Annotated in this window: 19 protein-coding genes; 9 read left to right on the top strand and 10 right to left on the bottom strand. The window is 41.1% G+C overall.

Going from position 1 to position 17,684, the window contains the following annotated elements; translation table 11 throughout:
• Positions 1-132 precede the first annotated feature (132 nt).
• The 5 genes from E0F88_RS18005 to E0F88_RS17985 form a co-directional block, all read right to left on the bottom strand.
• Positions 133-930, bottom strand: a complete 798-nt coding sequence (locus E0F88_RS18005; protein WP_131959664.1) for an alpha/beta fold hydrolase — start codon at positions 928-930, stop codon at positions 133-135.
• 41 nt (positions 931-971) lie between these two features.
• Positions 972-1,412, bottom strand: coding sequence for a hypothetical protein (locus tag E0F88_RS18000; RefSeq protein WP_131959663.1), 441 nt, complete (start codon positions 1,410-1,412; stop codon positions 972-974).
• Positions 1,413-1,417: 5 nt separating this feature from the next.
• On the bottom strand, positions 1,418-1,705 hold the full coding sequence (gene vapB / locus E0F88_RS17995) for a type II toxin-antitoxin system VapB family antitoxin (protein WP_131959662.1): 288 nt from the start codon (positions 1,703-1,705) through the stop codon (positions 1,418-1,420).
• Positions 1,706-1,802: 97 nt separating this feature from the next.
• A protein-coding gene (gene prfB, locus E0F88_RS17990) for a peptide chain release factor 2 (protein WP_131959661.1) occupies positions 1,803-2,877 on the bottom strand; the annotation gives its coding sequence in 2 pieces (ribosomal slippage) (positions 1,803-2,816 and positions 2,818-2,877; 1,074 coding nt in all).
• Between the two features lie 189 nt (positions 2,878-3,066).
• Positions 3,067-3,390, bottom strand: coding sequence for a four helix bundle protein (locus E0F88_RS17985; RefSeq protein ID WP_220466327.1), 324 nt, complete (start codon positions 3,388-3,390; stop codon positions 3,067-3,069).
• 241 nt (positions 3,391-3,631) lie between these two features.
• On the opposite strand from E0F88_RS17985, the gene lpdA reads away from it, so the two are divergent.
• Both lpdA and E0F88_RS17975 read left to right on the top strand, forming a co-directional pair.
• Positions 3,632-5,029, top strand: coding sequence for a dihydrolipoyl dehydrogenase (lpdA, locus tag E0F88_RS17980; RefSeq protein ID WP_131959660.1), 1,398 nt, complete (start codon positions 3,632-3,634; stop codon positions 5,027-5,029).
• 185 nt (positions 5,030-5,214) lie between these two features.
• The gene (locus tag E0F88_RS17975; protein WP_229213812.1) at positions 5,215-5,811 is read left to right on the top strand and encodes a DUF6036 family nucleotidyltransferase; all 597 of its coding nucleotides are present in this window, start codon (positions 5,215-5,217) and stop codon (positions 5,809-5,811) included.
• Between the two features lie 3 nt (positions 5,812-5,814).
• On the opposite strand, the gene E0F88_RS17970 is transcribed toward E0F88_RS17975, so the two are convergent.
• Complete coding sequence (locus E0F88_RS17970) at positions 5,815-6,807, bottom strand: polysaccharide deacetylase family protein (protein WP_131959659.1); 993 nt, start codon at positions 6,805-6,807, stop codon at positions 5,815-5,817.
• Positions 6,808-7,027: 220 nt separating this feature from the next.
• Here E0F88_RS17970 and E0F88_RS17965 point away from each other — a divergent pair, with 220 nt between their 5' ends.
• Together E0F88_RS17965 and E0F88_RS17960 are read left to right on the top strand one after the other, a co-directional pair.
• Entirely contained in the window at positions 7,028-7,441 is a 414-nt protein-coding gene (locus tag E0F88_RS17965) for a lipocalin family protein (RefSeq protein WP_131959658.1), read from the top strand.
• Positions 7,442-7,609: 168 nt separating this feature from the next.
• Positions 7,610-8,590, top strand: coding sequence for a DUF6268 family outer membrane beta-barrel protein (locus E0F88_RS17960; RefSeq protein WP_131959657.1), 981 nt, complete (start codon positions 7,610-7,612; stop codon positions 8,588-8,590).
• Here the strand turns inward: E0F88_RS17960 and E0F88_RS17955 are convergent, their stop codons facing one another.
• The 3 genes from E0F88_RS17955 to E0F88_RS17945 are packed head-to-tail and all read right to left on the bottom strand — an operon-like array spanning position 8,591 to position 11,282.
• Positions 8,591-9,568 (bottom strand): bifunctional heptose 7-phosphate kinase/heptose 1-phosphate adenyltransferase, encoded by a 978-nt coding sequence (locus E0F88_RS17955; protein ID WP_181956097.1) that lies wholly within the window; start codon positions 9,566-9,568, stop codon positions 8,591-8,593.
• Between the two features lie 41 nt (positions 9,569-9,609).
• Positions 9,610-10,038, bottom strand: coding sequence for a GNAT family N-acetyltransferase (locus E0F88_RS17950; protein ID WP_131959655.1), 429 nt, complete (start codon positions 10,036-10,038; stop codon positions 9,610-9,612).
• Positions 10,035-11,282 (bottom strand): bifunctional 3,4-dihydroxy-2-butanone-4-phosphate synthase/GTP cyclohydrolase II, encoded by a 1,248-nt coding sequence (locus E0F88_RS17945; RefSeq protein WP_131959654.1) that lies wholly within the window; start codon positions 11,280-11,282, stop codon positions 10,035-10,037. The genes E0F88_RS17950 and E0F88_RS17945 overlap by 4 nt, the downstream gene beginning before the upstream one ends.
• A 170-nt stretch (positions 11,283-11,452) precedes the next feature.
• On the opposite strand from E0F88_RS17945, the gene E0F88_RS17940 reads away from it, so the two are divergent.
• The 4 genes from E0F88_RS17940 to E0F88_RS17925 all read left to right on the top strand — a co-directional run bounded on the left by E0F88_RS17940 (position 11,453) and on the right by E0F88_RS17925 (position 16,892).
• Complete coding sequence (locus E0F88_RS17940) at positions 11,453-13,387, top strand: T9SS type B sorting domain-containing protein (RefSeq protein ID WP_165940099.1); 1,935 nt, start codon at positions 11,453-11,455, stop codon at positions 13,385-13,387.
• Positions 13,388-13,530: 143 nt separating this feature from the next.
• Positions 13,531-15,453 carry a T9SS type B sorting domain-containing protein gene (locus tag E0F88_RS17935; RefSeq protein ID WP_229213811.1) on the top strand — a complete coding sequence of 641 codons (1,923 nt, stop codon included), beginning with the start codon at positions 13,531-13,533 and terminating at the stop codon, positions 15,451-15,453.
• A 52-nt stretch (positions 15,454-15,505) separates the two neighbouring features.
• Positions 15,506-15,853, top strand: coding sequence for a YbaB/EbfC family nucleoid-associated protein (locus E0F88_RS17930; RefSeq protein WP_131959652.1), 348 nt, complete (start codon positions 15,506-15,508; stop codon positions 15,851-15,853).
• A 10-nt stretch (positions 15,854-15,863) separates the two neighbouring features.
• A complete protein-coding gene (locus E0F88_RS17925; protein WP_131959651.1) occupies positions 15,864-16,892 on the top strand; it encodes a glycosyltransferase family 2 protein in 1,029 nt (342 codons plus the stop codon).
• Here the strand turns inward: E0F88_RS17925 and E0F88_RS17920 are convergent.
• Positions 16,876-17,097 (bottom strand): PspC domain-containing protein, encoded by a 222-nt coding sequence (locus E0F88_RS17920; protein ID WP_131959650.1) that lies wholly within the window; start codon positions 17,095-17,097, stop codon positions 16,876-16,878. The two genes, E0F88_RS17925 and E0F88_RS17920, sit on opposite strands and share 17 nt — an antisense overlap.
• Positions 17,098-17,444: 347 nt before the next feature.
• Here E0F88_RS17920 and E0F88_RS17915 point away from each other — a divergent pair, with 347 nt between their 5' ends.
• A complete protein-coding gene (locus E0F88_RS17915) occupies positions 17,445-17,639 on the top strand; it encodes a cold-shock protein (protein WP_026629450.1) in 195 nt (64 codons plus the stop codon).
• Positions 17,640-17,684: the final 45 nt, after the last annotated feature.

Raw genomic sequence — 17,684 nt, 5'->3', positions numbered from 1 at the left:
TTAAGTGTAGTCAGCTATCAGAGAGAAATCCCTAAACGATTTTAAATATTCTTCTAATAGTACAAATAATATTTGAATAATATAATAATTCTTAGTTTTAATGGATATTAAAACAGAGGAGGGATAACGTATTTAATTGGCAAGTAATTCCGGCAGTAAGGCGGCTGTTTTTTCTACCAGTAAAGAATGTCCGCTTTGAAGAATAAAATAGCGCTCAACCGGCAGAAGATCAGAGAGTTCTTTCACCGCCGAAGGAGGAAGTAATTTATCATATTTACCAATAAACAGGTAAAGTTTTATTTCCTGTTTTTCAATAGTTTGGTAAAGTGCGGGAATGTCGAAATGAAGTTTTCGGAAGGCGACCCAGGAACTGTAAATGGACAGTCTTTTTTCGGGTGTATTAAGAACGTGTTTTGTAAAACGATACAGGCTGCTGTGCACGATACCAATTTTCTGCAAAGCTCCGGCAGTTTTAAAAAGGAGTTGCGGGCGCTGCATCAGCCAGCGAAACAGTTTGCGGGACGGAGCAAATCTGGAAGCAAGCGTATAAAGCGGATGCTCTGAAACGCCGTCGGGAGCAATTAAAAACGCATTGTCAATTTGGTCAGCAAATGTTTCCAAGGTTGCCAGTGTAAACCTGCCTCCCATACTAAAACCGGCGATATCAAAACGGGAAATATTTTCTTTATGAAGAAAGTGACGGATCGTCTGAGTCCAGATTTTTTTTGTAATTAATTCACTTTTAGAAAAATCAGCAGCAAAAGTTTCTATGCTTTTTCCGTGAAAAAAAAGGTCGAAAGCATAGATGGTGTAGTAATCGGATAGCTTTTCAGTAAATGGCTGAAAGCAACTTAAACCGTCCTGCCCGATGCCGTGGAAGGCGAGGAGAATATTTGGGCCATGGCCGGATTTGTGGTAGTGGAGGTTCAAAAGGTTTTTTTTATTTTAAACATAGATTTTCTTTTGCCAAGTCAACTTGTTACAACAGAATCGTCTTCAAAATAAAAATGATATTCTTTATGCTGCATTACTAAAACAATAGATACATTTTTCTCCGAGTTTTCAAACAGGTTAGTAATATAGTCTAGAATTATTTCAACACCGCTTGAATCTATCCCGGCAGGATTTATAAAGAAGAATTTGTATCCTGCTAAAATTTTCTCTTTTATGTCGCTAACAATTATTTCACCCATATTTTTCTTCGACTTCAATTTCATTTCAAAGACTTCTTGTTGTGTAATATGGGTAACATCGGAAATGGTATCAGGGAATGCGTAGAAAATTGTTAATCTACTGAAATTTTCCGGAGCTAGTATAAGTTTAAATGAACTGAAATTGTCGCAGCGTGTAATGTGTATTCCGGTTGATCTGATATTTATTTCTTGGCTATTAATTAAGAATTTAATACTCATAAAGGTTATGAATCTAATTTCCCTTCGTCTTTCAATTGATGTAAAAAGTTATCAAAAGGAATTGAATCTTTTGACCTTCGTTCTTCTATGAGTCGTGCATCTATCAGGTTCAGGGCTTCATCAAAATCCTCTGACATAATAAAATTTCCTTTCATCATACCAAATTTCAACGGCTGCTTTGGTGAGCTGGCGGTAATATGTTTATTGATCAAAAAATCTACAAAATCAGAAACTTCCTCTTTTAAATTTGGAGGCAGCTTCGATACTCTGTTCATTAAATCAAGCTCGCTCATAATTTTAGAATTTGAAAGTAAGTTAGCCAAAAACGAAAAAACCTCCAAGCTTATTCATTTGCTGAACAGTTGCCCGGAGGTTTTTTACTTTCAATTCTTAAGACTCCATCAAATAAGCCTTGATAAAATCATTGATATCGCCATTTAATACCGCTTCTGTATTAAATGTCTGGTAATCAGTACGGTGATCTTTTACACGACGGTCGTCGAGAACGTAACTCCGTATTTGCGATCCCCATTCAATTTTACGTTTGGACGCTTCTACTTCTGCACGGGCTGCGTTTCGTTTTTCCAGTTCGATCTGATATAGACGCGATTTCAAAAGTCGAATTGCTACTTCTTTGTTCATCAGCTGTGAACGCTCCTGCTGGCAGGCAATCACAATTCCCGAAGGTTTGTGATGCAGCCGAACTGCCGTTTCCACCTTGTTCACATTTTGGCCTCCTGCTCCGCCCGAACGGTACGTATCCCAGGTAATATCAGCCAGATTGACGTCAATTTCGATGTTGTCATCGGCCAAAGGATAAACATAAACCGAGGTAAATGAGGTATGCCTTCTTGCATTGGAGTCAAATGGAGAAATACGAACCAGGCGGTGCACGCCATTTTCAGATTTCAAATTTCCATATGCATATTCACCGCTGATTTCCAATGTTACAGACTTAACGCCGGCTACATCGCCATCCTGCAAATCCACCTCACGTACTTTGTAGCCGTTTTTCTCGGCCCACATAATGTACATCCGCATCAGCATGGATGCCCAATCCTGCGATTCTGTTCCACCGGCCCCGGAATTGATTTCGATAACGGCAGGCAATTCATCGCCTTCCTCACCCATCATTTTACGGAACTCTATCTCGTCAAGTTTGTCGGAAAGTTTTTTACCCTCTTCGTCAACCTCTTCTTCGGTAGCTTCACCGGCATCATAAAACTCCCAGATCGTGTCGAGGTCATCCCGCAGTCTGGAAAGTTCTTCATATCCGTTGGTCCAGAATTTCAACCCGCGGATTTCTTTCATTGTTACTTCTGCACGTGCAGAATCGCCCCAAAATTCGGGCTGAACAGTTTGCTGTTCAAGGTCTTCTAGCTGTTTTTTTCGGTTATCGTAGTCAAAGATACCTCCCCAAAGCCTCTACACGGGCCTTCAAGTCTTTCAATTGCTCTGCTGTCATTTGAAGTTTAAGTTAAATGAAAATGAAATTTATTGTCAGGTATGGTCAAGTGTTGTCAAGAGGTAGTCAGGAATGGTCGGGAAGTCGTCAACGATGCCTGACCATACTTGACAAGCGCTGACTATAAACAACTACACCTGACTTGACTATACCTGCTTTCCCGGAACCTTCCCAATCGTTTTGATATAATTATTGCTTAACCGACAATGATTCGCAAAGTTGATTCAATTCTTCGAATTTTTCTATTGAAATGAGATTTCTGTTTTTTGCCTTTGTCAGCCATGTGCCTGTTTCTTTTAAAGAACCACGGGAATAGAAGCAAAAGTTCAGATTTTCTTTATAGTGATATCTCCCGTAACCTTCCGCAATATTCGCGGCAATTGAATCTGCCGCTCGGACAAGCTGTTTCCCAATTGTATCCTTAACATAATAATTCCATGATTCTGCCAACTTCCATATTTCCTCTCCCAAAGTCATCGCCATTTGGTAAATGTGTAGCTCTTCAAGTTTCATGACTGTTTTGTTTAAAAAGTGATGTTTAGTCAGATAGCATCACTTGTACGACTAAGATTTGTGTAAGTAACTGTTTTGAATTTTTAATTCCTGACTACACTTGACAATCCTTTACAGAAAATGACTTACTATGACAATGAATGACAATACGTGACCTTTCCTGACAATTTCCTGACGTTATTTACTAACTTTGTGGGAAATTTTTTGTCAACCCATTTCGTACAAATAAAAATACCAGAAAATGGCTCAAACATATGACGTGATCGTTGTTGGAAGCGGTCCCGGTGGTTATCCCGCAGCAATCCGTGCCTCACAATTAGGTCTTAAAGTAGCAATTGTTGAAAAAGAAAGTTTAGGTGGAATATGCCTGAACTGGGGATGCATTCCGACCAAAGCGCTTCTTAAAAGTGCGCAGGTTTTTGAATACATTAAGCATGCAAAAGATTATGGTATCAATGCGGGTGAGTACTCTGCCGATTTCGGTGCAGTGATCAAACGCAGCCGCGGTGTGGCTGACACGATGAGCAAAGGTGTTTCTTTTCTGATGAAGAAAAACAAGATCGATGTCATCATGGGTACCGCTAAAATGAAAGGTGACAAAACGATCTCTGTCACTGATAAAGATGGTAAATCAACAGATTATACAGCCGGAAAAGGTGTGGTGATCGCAACCGGAGCCCGCGCACGTGAATTGCCAAATATCAAAATCGACGGTCAGAAAGTGATCGAATACCGCAAGGCGATGAGTCTTGAAAATCAACCGGGAAGTATGCTGGTTGTTGGTTCGGGAGCGATCGGAATGGAGTTCGCATATGTTTACGCATCTATGGGCACGAAAGTAACCGTGGTTGAATTCCTTCCAAACCTAGTACCGGTTGAGGATGAAGACATTTCGAAGGAAATAGCTAAACAATACAAAAAACTGGGTATCGATACCTATGTCAATTCAACGGTACAGTCGGTAGATACAAGCGGCGCAGGCTGCAAAGTTTCTGTTAAAACACCGGATGGTGAAAAAACTTTTGAAGTAGACATCGTTCTTTCAGCAGCGGGTATTGTTTCAAATATCGAAAACATCGGACTGGAAGAAACAGGTATCAAAACGGACAAAGGCAAAATTACAGTGAGCGAATGGTATGAAACCAGCGTTCCGGGATATTATGCAATCGGTGACTGTACACCTGGTCCTGCTTTGGCACACGTTGCTACTGCCGAAGGAATTATCTGTGCAGAAAAAATTGCAGGTCATAAAACAGAAGCTTTGGATTATGGTAACATCCCCGGATGTACTTACTGCCAGCCGGAAATCGCTTCTGTTGGATTTACAGAAAAGAAAGCACGCGAAGCAGGTTATGATATCAAAGTAGGTAAGTTTCCTTTCAAAGCGTCTGGTAAGGCAGTTGGTGCTGGTGTAACTGATGGTTTTGTAAAAGTTATTTTCGATTCGAAATACGGTGAGTTCCTTGGCGCGCACATGATCGGAGCAAACGTAACGGAAATGATCGCTGAGGTTGTTGTTGCCCGTAAACTGGAAACAACTTCACACGAAATCATGCGTGCAATTCACCCGCACCCAACCATGTCAGAAGCATTGAAAGGTGCTGTTGAGGCGGCTTATGGTGAAGCGATTGATTTGTAAGCTATTGGCGATTAGCTGTTAGCTTTTTGGAATAATAAACCCCGGTGGATTTTGGTCTGCCGGGGTTTTTGTTTTTAACCGCAATGGACGCTAAGGTTTACTCAATGGACGCAATGGGATTTGGTTGATCTTTATTTTGTACATTTTGCTTATCTTTATTTATGAACTTTCATTAAAATAAGCCTGTGGACGATTTAAAGACAAAATCTCAGCATTATGAAAATATTGCATCGCTGGGCCGGCTCAACCGGCTTGCGGAGAAATTGTATCGCTCAAATCCAATTAATAAAAAGACCCTGGTTATGGATATCAGCAGCGATGATGTGCATCAGCTTTTACAAAACTTAAATCGATTTAATGTTAAATATTTATTGGTAGGCGGCATGGCAGGTGTTGTTCACGGGCACATCCGAACTACCCAGGACATGGATCTTTGGATTAAAAACACGCCGGATAACACTAGGGCGCTGGTTGCTGCATTAGCTCAAAGTGAGGTTCCCGGCGCAGATTTACTTAATGGGATGCCCTTAATTTTTGGATGGACTTCCGTACGCTTTGGCCTATCGGGTTTTGAACTGGATCTCGGACATTCATTAAAAGCATTTGCAGAAGCAGACTTTGATGCCTGTTATGAAAAAGCACTACATGCAGATTTTGACGGAACGCCTTTTCAGGTTATCCGGCTTTCAGATTTGATTATAGAAAAAAAAGCAACTGCACGCGCAAAAGATCTGGCAGATCTTGAAGAATTACAGCGGATTTGGGAAAGTCAGGAGTCCTGAAATTTACTTTACTTTCCCCCGTCTTTCCATCGCTTCCCTCCATGTAGTTAAAATAATCCCTTCCTTTTCAATATATTTTTTTAGTTCAGGGTCTATCATGGCCAAAAAGTCGCCTTCGCGGGTTGGGTAGGAGTCAGAAATGTGTGGGAAAACTTCGGTGTGAATTGTGCAATGCATGATCACCATTGTCAGGCCGGGTTTGATGTTTTTGATGGCATTGATGTATTTTCCAGTTTTGTACTTTTGCAGAGCCTTTTCGGATTTATCGCCATTTTTAGGTCCCTTCCAGCCGTAACTGCTGTTTTCAAGATCGTCCAGTACCGGCAGGCCGGCATCCCATAATTGTTTTCCAACGATCCGCGTCATCGCCAGTTGGTCACCAATTACTTTTTCCTGCTGCTGTACAACCGTATTATGACCTCCGGGAAACATGACCGGAATTTTTTCCTGCATACCTACTTTTAAATACCGCTGCAAAAATTCCGGTGTGGCAAACAAAGTTCCCATGTGCGAATCAAGATGCGTTGGCTCTAAACCCATCGTACGTGCCCGGTCGAGCTGTGCACGTATTTCCATTTCCACTTCATCCGGCGAAGCATTTTTTACTACTTCACTCACGCTGCTCCACAGGGCTCCCTGAGAATCAACCAGACCTTTCACATTTGATTTTCCCGCAAGCGGTCCCCAGCGGTAATCTTTCCATTCGGAAGTCAAAGTGAGGTGAAGACCTGCATCCAGATCCTTATTTTGTTTCCAATAGTTCACAAATCCCGGTACCCATCCGCAGGGCATCATTACACTTAGCGAATTAGCAACGCCTTCCCGGATTGCCCTGATGGCACCCTGGTTTGATTCATAAGACATACCCACGTCATCGACATGAATGATCAGAATCTTTTTGCCTTTGGGATAACCGAGTTTTTCAGCGAATGTGGTTTCCTGTGCATGAGCAGTAATTGTAAATAAGATAGCGAGACAAAGAAAGGAATTCTTCATTGGAAATATTTACGTTTGTGGATTAGCAACAATATCTTATTAAGTGTTAGTAGATAATACTCAATATTTAACCTTTAGTACCTGTATACCTGCCCTTTTATAAGATAAACTGATTGGCGTTTAACATTTGACCTAATAGCATAGGCCTCTAAAATTTTAATTTCCAACCATTTACAGAAAAACCGACTCTCTTGAAATATACTTAAATGATATTATAAAAATGAAAAACATAATTTTACTCATCGTCCAGGTTTCGATGCTAATTTTTGTATCTGCCTGCAAGTCTAATGATCCCTCGTCCAAATCTTTGGTAGGTTCCTGGGATGTAATTGCTTACAAAACGCATCCGGACAGTACATTAAAGGAACCATATAAGTCTAGCCGGATTAACGTCATCTTTGATCGCAAAGGAAAATTGGGATCTGTTGGCATTACGCCCTTTGATGGTGGTTGGTGTAATGTGGCAGAACGTTATTCCATCGATAAAGACATTATCTCATTTCAGTTCGGAAAGCCGAATTGTATACCGCTCATCAATCCAAATACTCCCGAAAGTGCTAAAATTATAGAATTAACTGGCAACACACTTACGATTGAATGGGGACAAAGTTTGTTGAAAATGGATCGCCGTTAGGAGTTTTGTGTTATCCCTTTCTTAAACTCTAATAGCGAAATACTACAAACAGATTTTTCTATTTACGACAGTATGAAAAACGGTATGTTTTGGAAGTGAAAATCAGGAAATACAATACACCTTAAACTTTCACGTTATTTGCCCAAAACTGCACCCCAACACATCCGCATGAATCATTTTCGTTACCTCACTGTCTGTCTGTCACTGGCATTGGTTTCTTCTGCTAAAGCACAGCATTTCTCGCTTAGCCGTTTGTTTTATCCCAATGTTACTTTGAAAGCAGATTATACGGTTCCTTCCAGTTTGAACGGAACGCAGGACTATGGTATGACAAGAAGCGGTTTTTACGGAATAATTCCCATTCAAAGTGAGGTGCAGCTGGGTTACAGTTTGAAAAAGAAGCTGGATCTGCGGGCAGTTCATACGGTTATGCTTGCTCAATTTACGCAGATTCAGCCAACCGTTGATAGCAAAAACACGCCGGATAACGGTTATAAAACACTTTCCCTGGGTGTGATCCGGATGTCGGCAAGTATTAAGGACAGGCTTTGGGTTTATGGAGGAGGTCTTGGTGTAACCGAGACCAATGAAACGTTTTTTGCACCTCAGCCATTTTTTTGGGGAGGAGCAGCAAGAATGCATATTCTGGGTTTACGGACTCAGATTATTTATGGCTCGGCCATCACATATAACCAAAAGCTGCGTTTCGTTCCGGTTTTTGGGATTAATAAAGGTCTTGGCAAACAATGGCGGGTTTCGGCATTGCTTCCTTTTATGGTGAATGCCAATTACAAGGCTACAAAGTGGTTTAATGTCGATTTTCTGGCTGGCCTGAACGGTTACAGTGGAGGTTTCCAGATCCAGACACCGGAAGAGAAAATGGTTCGCCGTGAAAATTACCGTCAGATTAAAACCGGAATTGCGGCAAACGCACATTTGTTTTCAGCAATAAATATTTCTTTGGAAGCAGGAGTAACTACGTTTCGGCAGCTGCGAACTTTCAATAGTGCCCGCGAAAATCTTACTTCTTACACACCTGCAACAACACCATACATCGGAGCCAGTGTTCGGTACATCACCAGCAGGTCAGGTTTTTCGTCCCGGTTTGTACGTAAATTAGGCTTAGGACAAACGGGAATTAACTGGTAATTAAACCAATTTTTTCGCTTCCGTTTTCAACAATTCCTTATTGATAGGAACCACACCGACAAGTTCGCAAACCAATCCGCCGCCAAGATTTGAAATCGCGGCAATGGATTTTGAAGGAAGACCGAGCGCAACACAGCATGCGGCAATACTAATTACGGTGTCACCCGCGCCGGATACGTCGGCAATTTGACGGATATGTGCAGGAAGTTTATGAATCTCATCCTGAAAATCAATAAACACACCACGTTCCGAAAGCGTTATTAAAGCACCCTTTACGTTTAAAGTTTCCTTTAAATGCTGTACAGTCGCTTTTAGCTCATCGGGATCATCAACATTAAACTCAATTTTTAAACCTTCTCTCAATTCTTTCAGATTTGGTTTAAAAAGCGTTGTGTTGTTATAAGCCAGGAAGTTTCGTTTTTTCGGGTCCACAACTGTTGGAACGTCGTGTTCATTTGCAAAGTCTGTAATTTCTGCGATAGATTCCGCTGTCAAAACGCCTTTATCATAATCTTCAAAAATGATCACATTACAGGAAGGAATCAGTTCTTTGGCCTTTGAAACCAAAAGCTGACTTTCCGTTTTATTGATTGGTTTATCGGTTTCCGTATCGATCCTTACTACCTGCTGCGATCCGGCAATAATCCGTTCTTTAATGGTGGTGATCCGGTTTTCACTCCGGATTAGTCCTTCGCAGTTTAATCCTTTTGTCGAAAGACTGTTTTTAAGCAAATCGCCAGGACTATCTGTTCCAATAACTGTACAAACTATTGCTTCAGCACCCAATGCCTGTACGTTAAGAAGTACATTTCCGGCTCCACCGAGACGATATTCCCGTTTTTGCACATTTACCACAGGAACCGGCGCTTCCGGCGAAATTCTTTCAACTTTTCCCCAAACATAGGAGTCGAGCATAACATCACCAATTACTAATACACGCAGCGAATTAAATGCTTCAAAAACCTGATTAATATCCATTACAATTTTTGCTGTTCTGATTAAAGATCTCCCGAAGGAAATTAAAGTTTTGTAGAGAAATGAAGACTGCTGATCTGAAAACCTTTGTTCAGGTAAAGACGGTGTGCATTTGCACGAGCCTCACTTACACCGGAATCGAGATGTACTTCATCAAAATTTTCCTTTCTGGCATAATCAAAAATCCATTCCAGTAAAATTCCAGCAAATCCTTTGCCTCTTGACACCGGAAGGGTCGACAAGTCATCAATATAGATGTATTTTCCCCTAAATAGGTTGTAACCCGTTTCAAAAACAGCAACAGCCGAAGCTTCACCATTTTCTTCAATAAAAATCATCTGACGATTGTCAGCAAGTGTTTTTTGTACGGCTTCGGGATAAATGTCATCCGTTAAAAAAGGCCGCAGTGCCTGTACAGCGCTGCGGCATTTGAGAATATCATTTTCTGTTACGGCAATTTGAACCTGGGTCATCCTTTATTTACGGGAAATGTAAGATTGCTCAAATTATGACCCATTTTATCTCTTTTTGTCAGTAAATAGTTGACGTTGTGAGGATTGGAAGGAATTTCTATATTCACTGAATCAACAATTTCCAATCCGTAGCCAATTAGCCCGGCCCGTTTCCGGGGATTGTTCGTTATCAGTTTAATTTTTGAAATTTCCAGGTCACGCAGAATTTGCGCTCCTACACCATAGTCACGCTCGTCGCTTGTAAAACCAAGTTCCAGATTTGCTTCCACGGTATCGCGTCCCATTTCCTGAAGTTTGTAAGCACGCAGTTTATTCAGCAAGCCGATGCCACGGCCTTCCTGATTCATATATACGATCACACCCTTTCCAGCTTTGTCAACCATATCCATGGCAGCATGTAACTGCGGTCCGCAATCGCAGCGGCAGGATCCGAAAATATCACCGGTTACGCAGGAAGAGTGCACCCGCACCAATACTGGCTCATCTTTTTCCCAGGTTCCTTTTACCAAAGCCAGATGCAAATCGCCTGTATTAATTTGTCTGTAAGCAATTAAATCAAAATGGCCCCAGTTGGTAGGCATATCCACGCCTATTTCTCTTTTAATCAGCGATTCTTCTTTTAACCGGTATTCAATCAGATCTTTAATACTTACCAGTTTCAGATTAAACTTGTTTGCTATTTCCCGAAGCTGTGGCAAACGTGCCATCGATCCGTCTTCGTTCAAAATTTCCACAAGTACACCTGCGGGGGATAGTCCTGCCAGGCGTGGAAAATCTATCGCTGCTTCCGTGTGACCGGTACGTCGTAACACCCCGCCTTTTTTTGCTTTTAAAGGGAAAATATGTCCCGGACGTCCCAGATCTTCCGGTTTTGTTTCCGGATTCACCAGTGCCTGTATTGTTTTGGCACGATCACTGGCCGAAATTCCGGTAGTGCACCCGTTACCAAGTAAGTCCACCGAAACTGTGAATGCTGTTTCATGTAAAGCGGTGTTATTGCCCACCATCATTTCCAGATCCAGTTCCGCACAACGTTCTTCTGTAATAGGAACACAAATCAAACCGCGCCCTTCACGTGCCATGAAATTGACAATTTCGGGCGTAATCAGCTCGGCTGCACAAACAAAATCTCCTTCATTTTCACGATCTTCATCGTCAACGACAATGATCATTTCTCCGCGACGTATCGCATCTATTGCTTCTTCAATTGTATCTAACACAGTTGTATCACCGTTATTATTCATTAATTGAGTTGATGAAAAATAGTTTTAAACAAAAACTCGTTTTAAAATCCAAAGGTACAGTCTAAATGTGGAAATGTTCTATTTTTGGATTCGTATTAGACGAAACAAAGGATTACCTTAATGCGTTTCAAAGGCGGACGGTAATGTGTATTTGGTAAATGATTTACTCAATGAAGGGAAAGCTACTTTTTGTGTTTTTTGGAATATGTGTCTGGCTTTTTTCAGCAAAAGTACAAGCTCAGTTTTGTGAGAATGCCTTCAAAGGTGCTTTTACAATTGATCCTGCTGATGGGTGTGTCCAAAAAGCTGTGACGTTAAAAAATGATAAATCCGGAGCTCAGGATGTTTATTATGTTTATAATTTTAACAGGACTCAAACAGATGCGCCTGTATTAGTCGACAGAACCCCTGATCTTTCTTATGTTTATACCAAACCTGGGACCTACACCATTTTACAGGCTGGAAGCGCAAGCGGAACAGGCTTTGTTTTATGTAAAGATTATAAAGTCAGAGAAACTGCGGCTCCAAACGGATATCTCACAAGCTGCAACAACGGCCGGGTGAGGCTCACACTCGTGGATGATGCAATTTATCGGGCTTATGACAAGATCGAAATTGACTGGGGCGACGGGCCACCGATAAGAGTAGATAAGGGTGGATTGCTTCTTCACGACAAAATTATGAGTCAAAAGCCTTCGATTACAATCAAAGGTGTGTACAATGGTGACTTTTGTGCATCGGAGGTAAAGTCCAGGACGTTGACTGGTGAGGCTACACCTCCGTCTCTTGCCAGTATCAAAATTAGCAATGTTGAAATGACCGCGGATGGCAAAGCCAAAATCCTTTATCAGGGCATGGAGGGAGTCAATACAGAAGTTTTTATAGACAAAGGCGATGCCATGTTTGTATCAACAGGAAAAACAGCTTCCGTAAAGGGTCCTGTATCGGTTACTATCGAAAATCTGAATCCTGACCAGATTTACCGTTTTAAACTTATTTCCAAAGACATCTGCGAAAATCCTTCTGAAAGTAATATTGTAAGCAGTGTAATTGTCAAAAAAGGCACGCTTGTTCTTGATGAAGTAAATTCGGTTACCTGGGAGCAGCGTACCAATTCGGAGAAGTTGGTTGAATTTCAGCTGCTGCGGGATGACGGTGTGATTTTCAATACACCATCGGAATTGTCTTATCTGGATGATAAAGTTAAATGCGGTACAGATTATAAATATGCAGTTGTGGCCGTTATAGAGGGTGACGTACGTTCTTACTCGGCTCCCATTACAATCCGGCCGCAATCTTCTTCTCCCGAAGCAATTAAACAAGCCAGTGTTACGGTTGAAAGCAATAATCTGATTACCTCTAAAATAGTATTGTCAGGAGACGGATTAACGAGTACTTATAACCTGATCGTTGAAAGGGCTAATTCCGGAAGCAGCGATTTTCAAAAGGTATCCGGATTAAGTAATCAAAACCTTATATACAAAGATCAGGAAGTAAATACTTCCGAAACTTCTTACTGCTATCGTTTTAGTTATGAGAATGCCTGTAAACTTGTGTCTCCGCCCAGCGATGTAATATGCTCTATTTTATTAAAAAGCGGTGTTCAGGATATAAGTTGGACAGGAGCGTCTCCGTTTATAGGAAGCGTTGGTGCTTATGATCTCATTCAAACCGATATAAACGGACAAACTACGGACGAGATACCAAAACAACTGGATCTCATTCATAAAATCGATCTGGACACGCAGTCGGCTGGCAGTTTTCAAATCAGAGCGGAGTCGGGCAATGGTAATTTGGTAAGTTATTCCAATGTTATCAGCTTACGAAGTGATGTCATCATGCTTATTCCGGATATTTTCACACCCAACGGAGACGGGATTAATGAACGGTTTGAGGTCAAAAGTTACTTTACTACCACTTTCAGGATGTTGATTTACAGCCGGTGGGGCGAAGTTGTTTTTCAGTCAGAAAATGCACTTGATGGCTGGGATGGGACAATCGGTGGAAAACCAGCATTGCCAGGATACTACCTTTATAAAATCGAAGCCTCTACACCAACCCAGGAGCAGATTTCTAGAACCGGAAGTTTCGTATTGGTTCGTTAAAACAGATTTATAAGTGTATACATAGTTAATGGTAAGAGTATCAATTGATAAATATCTTATTTTTGCAGCTTTCTTTTAATTTTTGTAATTGAAATATTATCGCAGCTGGATTACCCTGGGAATTGACTTCAATGTAGCGCACTATGAAAATACGATTACTTATAATTCATTTAATCTTTAGTCAGTTTTTTTTCACTGGTACCCTGATGGGTCAGGGGCTATGCGGAATAGGAGGCGGAAATTTTGAAATTACGCCTTTAGAGGGATGTGCGCCATTAACGATTAACATAAAGAACAATGTTCCTAATACCATCACAGTAGGTTATTCGGTTGCTTATGACGGATCTCCTAATCCCGCCTACGCCAACTATTCATCGTACACGTATCCGGCTGGGAATTACACCATTCTCCAGTATGGCGCCATATCATCCGGTGTTTTTTCTTCCTGTAAACAAATCAAAGTTTATGAAACAGACACGCCATGGTTTGAATATGCTTCGTGTGGCGGAGGAAAGGTCAGGCTGGTTTTTACAGACAATTATTACTTGAACGCATACGATAAAACTGAGATTAACTGGGGTGATGGTAAAATTGATACCTGGGTTAAAGGTAATGCGTTGACTTTTGAACACGTTTATGCAAGCACTTCTCTTACTCCCGTCATTAGTGTGAAAGGAGTTTATACTGTAAATACTTCATGCAAATCAGGAACTGCCAGAACTATTCCCGTATCCTTTCAGCAGGTTAAACTGGATGATATCCAAATCAGTAAAGTTGAAGTAAAAAACAATGGGAGTATTGAAATGAATTATGCCGGGATTACATCTATCGCTACACAGATTCAATACAGTACCGATGGAAATAACTTCAGCACACACGGTACAAGATCGTCGGGTGGGGCGGCGATATTTTACAGAATGGATAATATAAATTCCAGTCAGATATATCAGCTCAGGTTATCTTCCAGAGATCTTTGCGGCGGACAGCTCGAATCAGGCTTGGTAACAACTATGGTGGTTACCGGAAAATCTGCTGATGAGAAAAATGTCTTATCATGGAATAAATATCCTGAGGGAAGGGGATTTACAGGATATGAATTATTCCGGGATGGTGTTTCTTTAAAAACGTTTGGGATCAATGAAACGTCTTTTACTGACGAAGATGTACAGTGTGGTGACCAGTTTGAATATCAGGTTGTAGCCAGAACCAACAGCGTTACGTCAACTTCTGCGCCGGTCACTGTCAAAACTGAAATAGCGCAGCCGAAACCGATTACGCAGGCTTCGGTCTCAGTCAGTAGTGATAAGCAGATTGTGATTAATGCAGTTATCCCCGGTGCGGGCCCTAAAAGTAATTATGAGCTAACTATTGAGAAGTCGGAAGCAGGCAGCACCACTTTTAAAAGGCTGGTGACGCTAAGCAATGAGAATGAATATATTGATTCGGATGTTCAGGCGAATGAACAATCCTATTGTTACAGACTGAGCTACCAAAACGCATGCGGACAGAAATTGCCGCCATCGGACCCTATTTGCAGTATAACATTAAAAAATGCGCTCTCTAATTTTACCTGGAATACAGAAAGACCATTCCTGGAACCGGTTGGAAATTATGTAATGATTCAAAAGGGACAAAGCAGTGGCTCTGCGGATGAAATTGACAAACAGCTAAGTAGCTCTTTCACACCGTCACTCAATGCGCAAAGTGATCTGGAATATACTTTTCAGGTGCGTGCCCATTCGGCCAGCGGAGATTTTGAAAGTTTTTCTAATATTTTCTATTATAAAAGAAGCGCAGGTATTTTTGTCCCTGATGCATTCTCACCCAATGGAGATGACGTGAACGATCAGCTTCTGGCAAAAGCGGATCAGGTACAATCGTTTAGTTTCTCAGTTTTAGATCGCTGGGGGCAGGTTGTTTTCCATTCAAATGATCTTGCTGTTGGCTGGGACGGCAGAATAAATGGTAAAAACGCCGCTGTTGGCGCTTACGTTTATAAAATCCGTTTCGTGGACGATATTAATCAGGAAGTAGAAAAAAGTGGTACTTTTATGCTTTTAAGATAGGAACCATTATCAGAAATTCAGGTTTATAACTGAACAAATTAATCAGAGCGGTATGTTTGGAAATATGGCAGATATGATGGGCATGATGGGAAAAATGAAAGACCTTCAGGCCAAAATGAAAGAAGCTCAGGATCAGCTGGGGACAATAATAGAAACAGCTGAATCGGGAGGAGGAATGGTGAAAGCAACAGTGAACGGGCAAAAAAACCTTATTGGTCTTGATATCGATAAGGATCTGGTAAATCCGGAAGATAAAGAAATGCTTCAGGATCTGATTGTTGCGGCAGTAAACAAAGCTTACGAAAGAATTGAACCTAAGATTAAAGAACATCTTCAAAAAGCAACCGACGGGGTTCTGCCAAACATTCCTGGTTTGGATTTAGGCGGATTTATGAAGTAATTTATTTTTCATGACTTCTTCCCGTGTTGCGATTGTTATTCTTAATTATAACGGCAGGCATTATCTTCAGCAATTTCTTCCTGATGTTTTAAAACATTCAGCAGGTTACGAAATATGGGTGGCAGATAATGCCTCTTCAGATCATTCGCTCGAATGGCTTCAGGAATATTATCCGGAAGTGAAAACACTTACTATTTCGGAGAATAAAGGTTATGCCGGGGGCTACAATAATGCCCTTTGGCAAATCAGTGCTGAATATTACGTGCTTCTCAATTCTGATGTTGAAGTGACGGAAAACTGGATTGATCCGGTTATTTCTTTTATGGAGTCGGATGAAAAAATTGCTGCCTGTCAGCCAAAAATACGTGCTTACGATCTTCGGACACACTTTGAATATGCCGGAGCGGCAGGCGGTTATATGGATTACCTGGGTTATCCATTTTGCCGCGGTCGCATTTTTGATACACGGGAAGAAGATTTAGGCCAGTACGACGATGAGCAGGATGTTTTTTGGGCTACAGGTGCCTGCATGTTTGTAAGAGCAGATGCTTTTCACGAAGCACAAGGTTTTGATGAACGTTTTTTTGCCCATATGGAAGAAATCGATCTTTGCTGGCGACTGCTTAACATGGGTTACCGGATTACTTATTCAGGAAAATCGACGGTTTATCATGTCGGAGGCGGCACACTTCATAAATCCAATCCTCAAAAAACATTTCTGAATTACCGGAATAATTTAATAATGCTCTTCAAAAACCTTCCAAAAGGAAGGCGCTGGAAGACAGTCATATTCAGGCTGATACTGGATGGCGTTTCCAGTGTCCGGTTTATGGCCACAGGAGCATGGCCGGATGTCCTTGCCATTCTGCAGGCGCATTTTGCTTTTTACCGTATGATTCCATCCCTGACAAAGGGTCAGAAACGTTCAACTTTCAGATCGCCTCTTTATTTCAGAAGTGTAGTTTGGGAATATTTTGTGTTGGGTAAACACCGCTTTACGCAGCTTACAGGCATAAAGCTGCCTATAACTCCCAAATAGTAGGGCTGTTGTGCCTTCTCCAGTGCTGACGGAGTTCCAGCCAGAATGCCAGTACCAGGTAGAGAATAATCGGAGACCCGAAGGTCATAAAAGTAGCATAAATAAAGTATCTGCGGATGCTGCTGGCAGGGAAATTGAGTTTTTCTCCAAGCTTTGCGCACACACCAAATATCTGATCTTCTACGAAATAGCGGAGTCTGTTCATATCCTCTTTTATAATAATTACCTCATATTTAGCAATTTTCCACGTCAATTGCAACTCTCATCCTAAGCAGAGGCCGGTATCTTCACGAAAGAGCAAATTACCGTTAACTCTTAAAATTTCAAATTATTTAATCAAATAAATTATTTTACGCACAATTTTTGTTTCTTTGTGATTAAGGAATTTGTAAGTAGTTCATTATTATTAAGATGTCTTGATTAAAATTGCCAAAATTTCTTTTGTTATTCGGTTGAGCCTCCCTCAATTGTTTGGCACAGCTTTTTTGCTTTAAAATGAAATATCTACAATTCTGATGTATTTTCACCTTATTTAATTTTTTTAACAACATTATGCCAACAGGTACTGTAAAATTTTTCAATGAAGCTAAGGGATACGGCTTCATCGTTGAAGACGACACAAACAGAGACATCTTTGTCCATGTGACAGGATTGGGAGGACTTACTATCCGTGAAAATGACCAGGTTGAATACGAGGTCGTTGAAGGAAAAAAAGGTCTTAACGCTGTGCAGGTAAAAAAGATATAGATTATATTTTTTTTGCAAGAAATGAAAAATCCCGCAGTTCGCTGC

The sequence above is a fragment of the Dyadobacter psychrotolerans genome (assembly GCF_004349265.1).
Classification (GTDB): Bacteria; Bacteroidota; Bacteroidia; order Cytophagales; family Spirosomataceae; genus Dyadobacter; species Dyadobacter psychrotolerans.
This window is presented reverse-complemented; position numbering and strand designations above follow the sequence as displayed.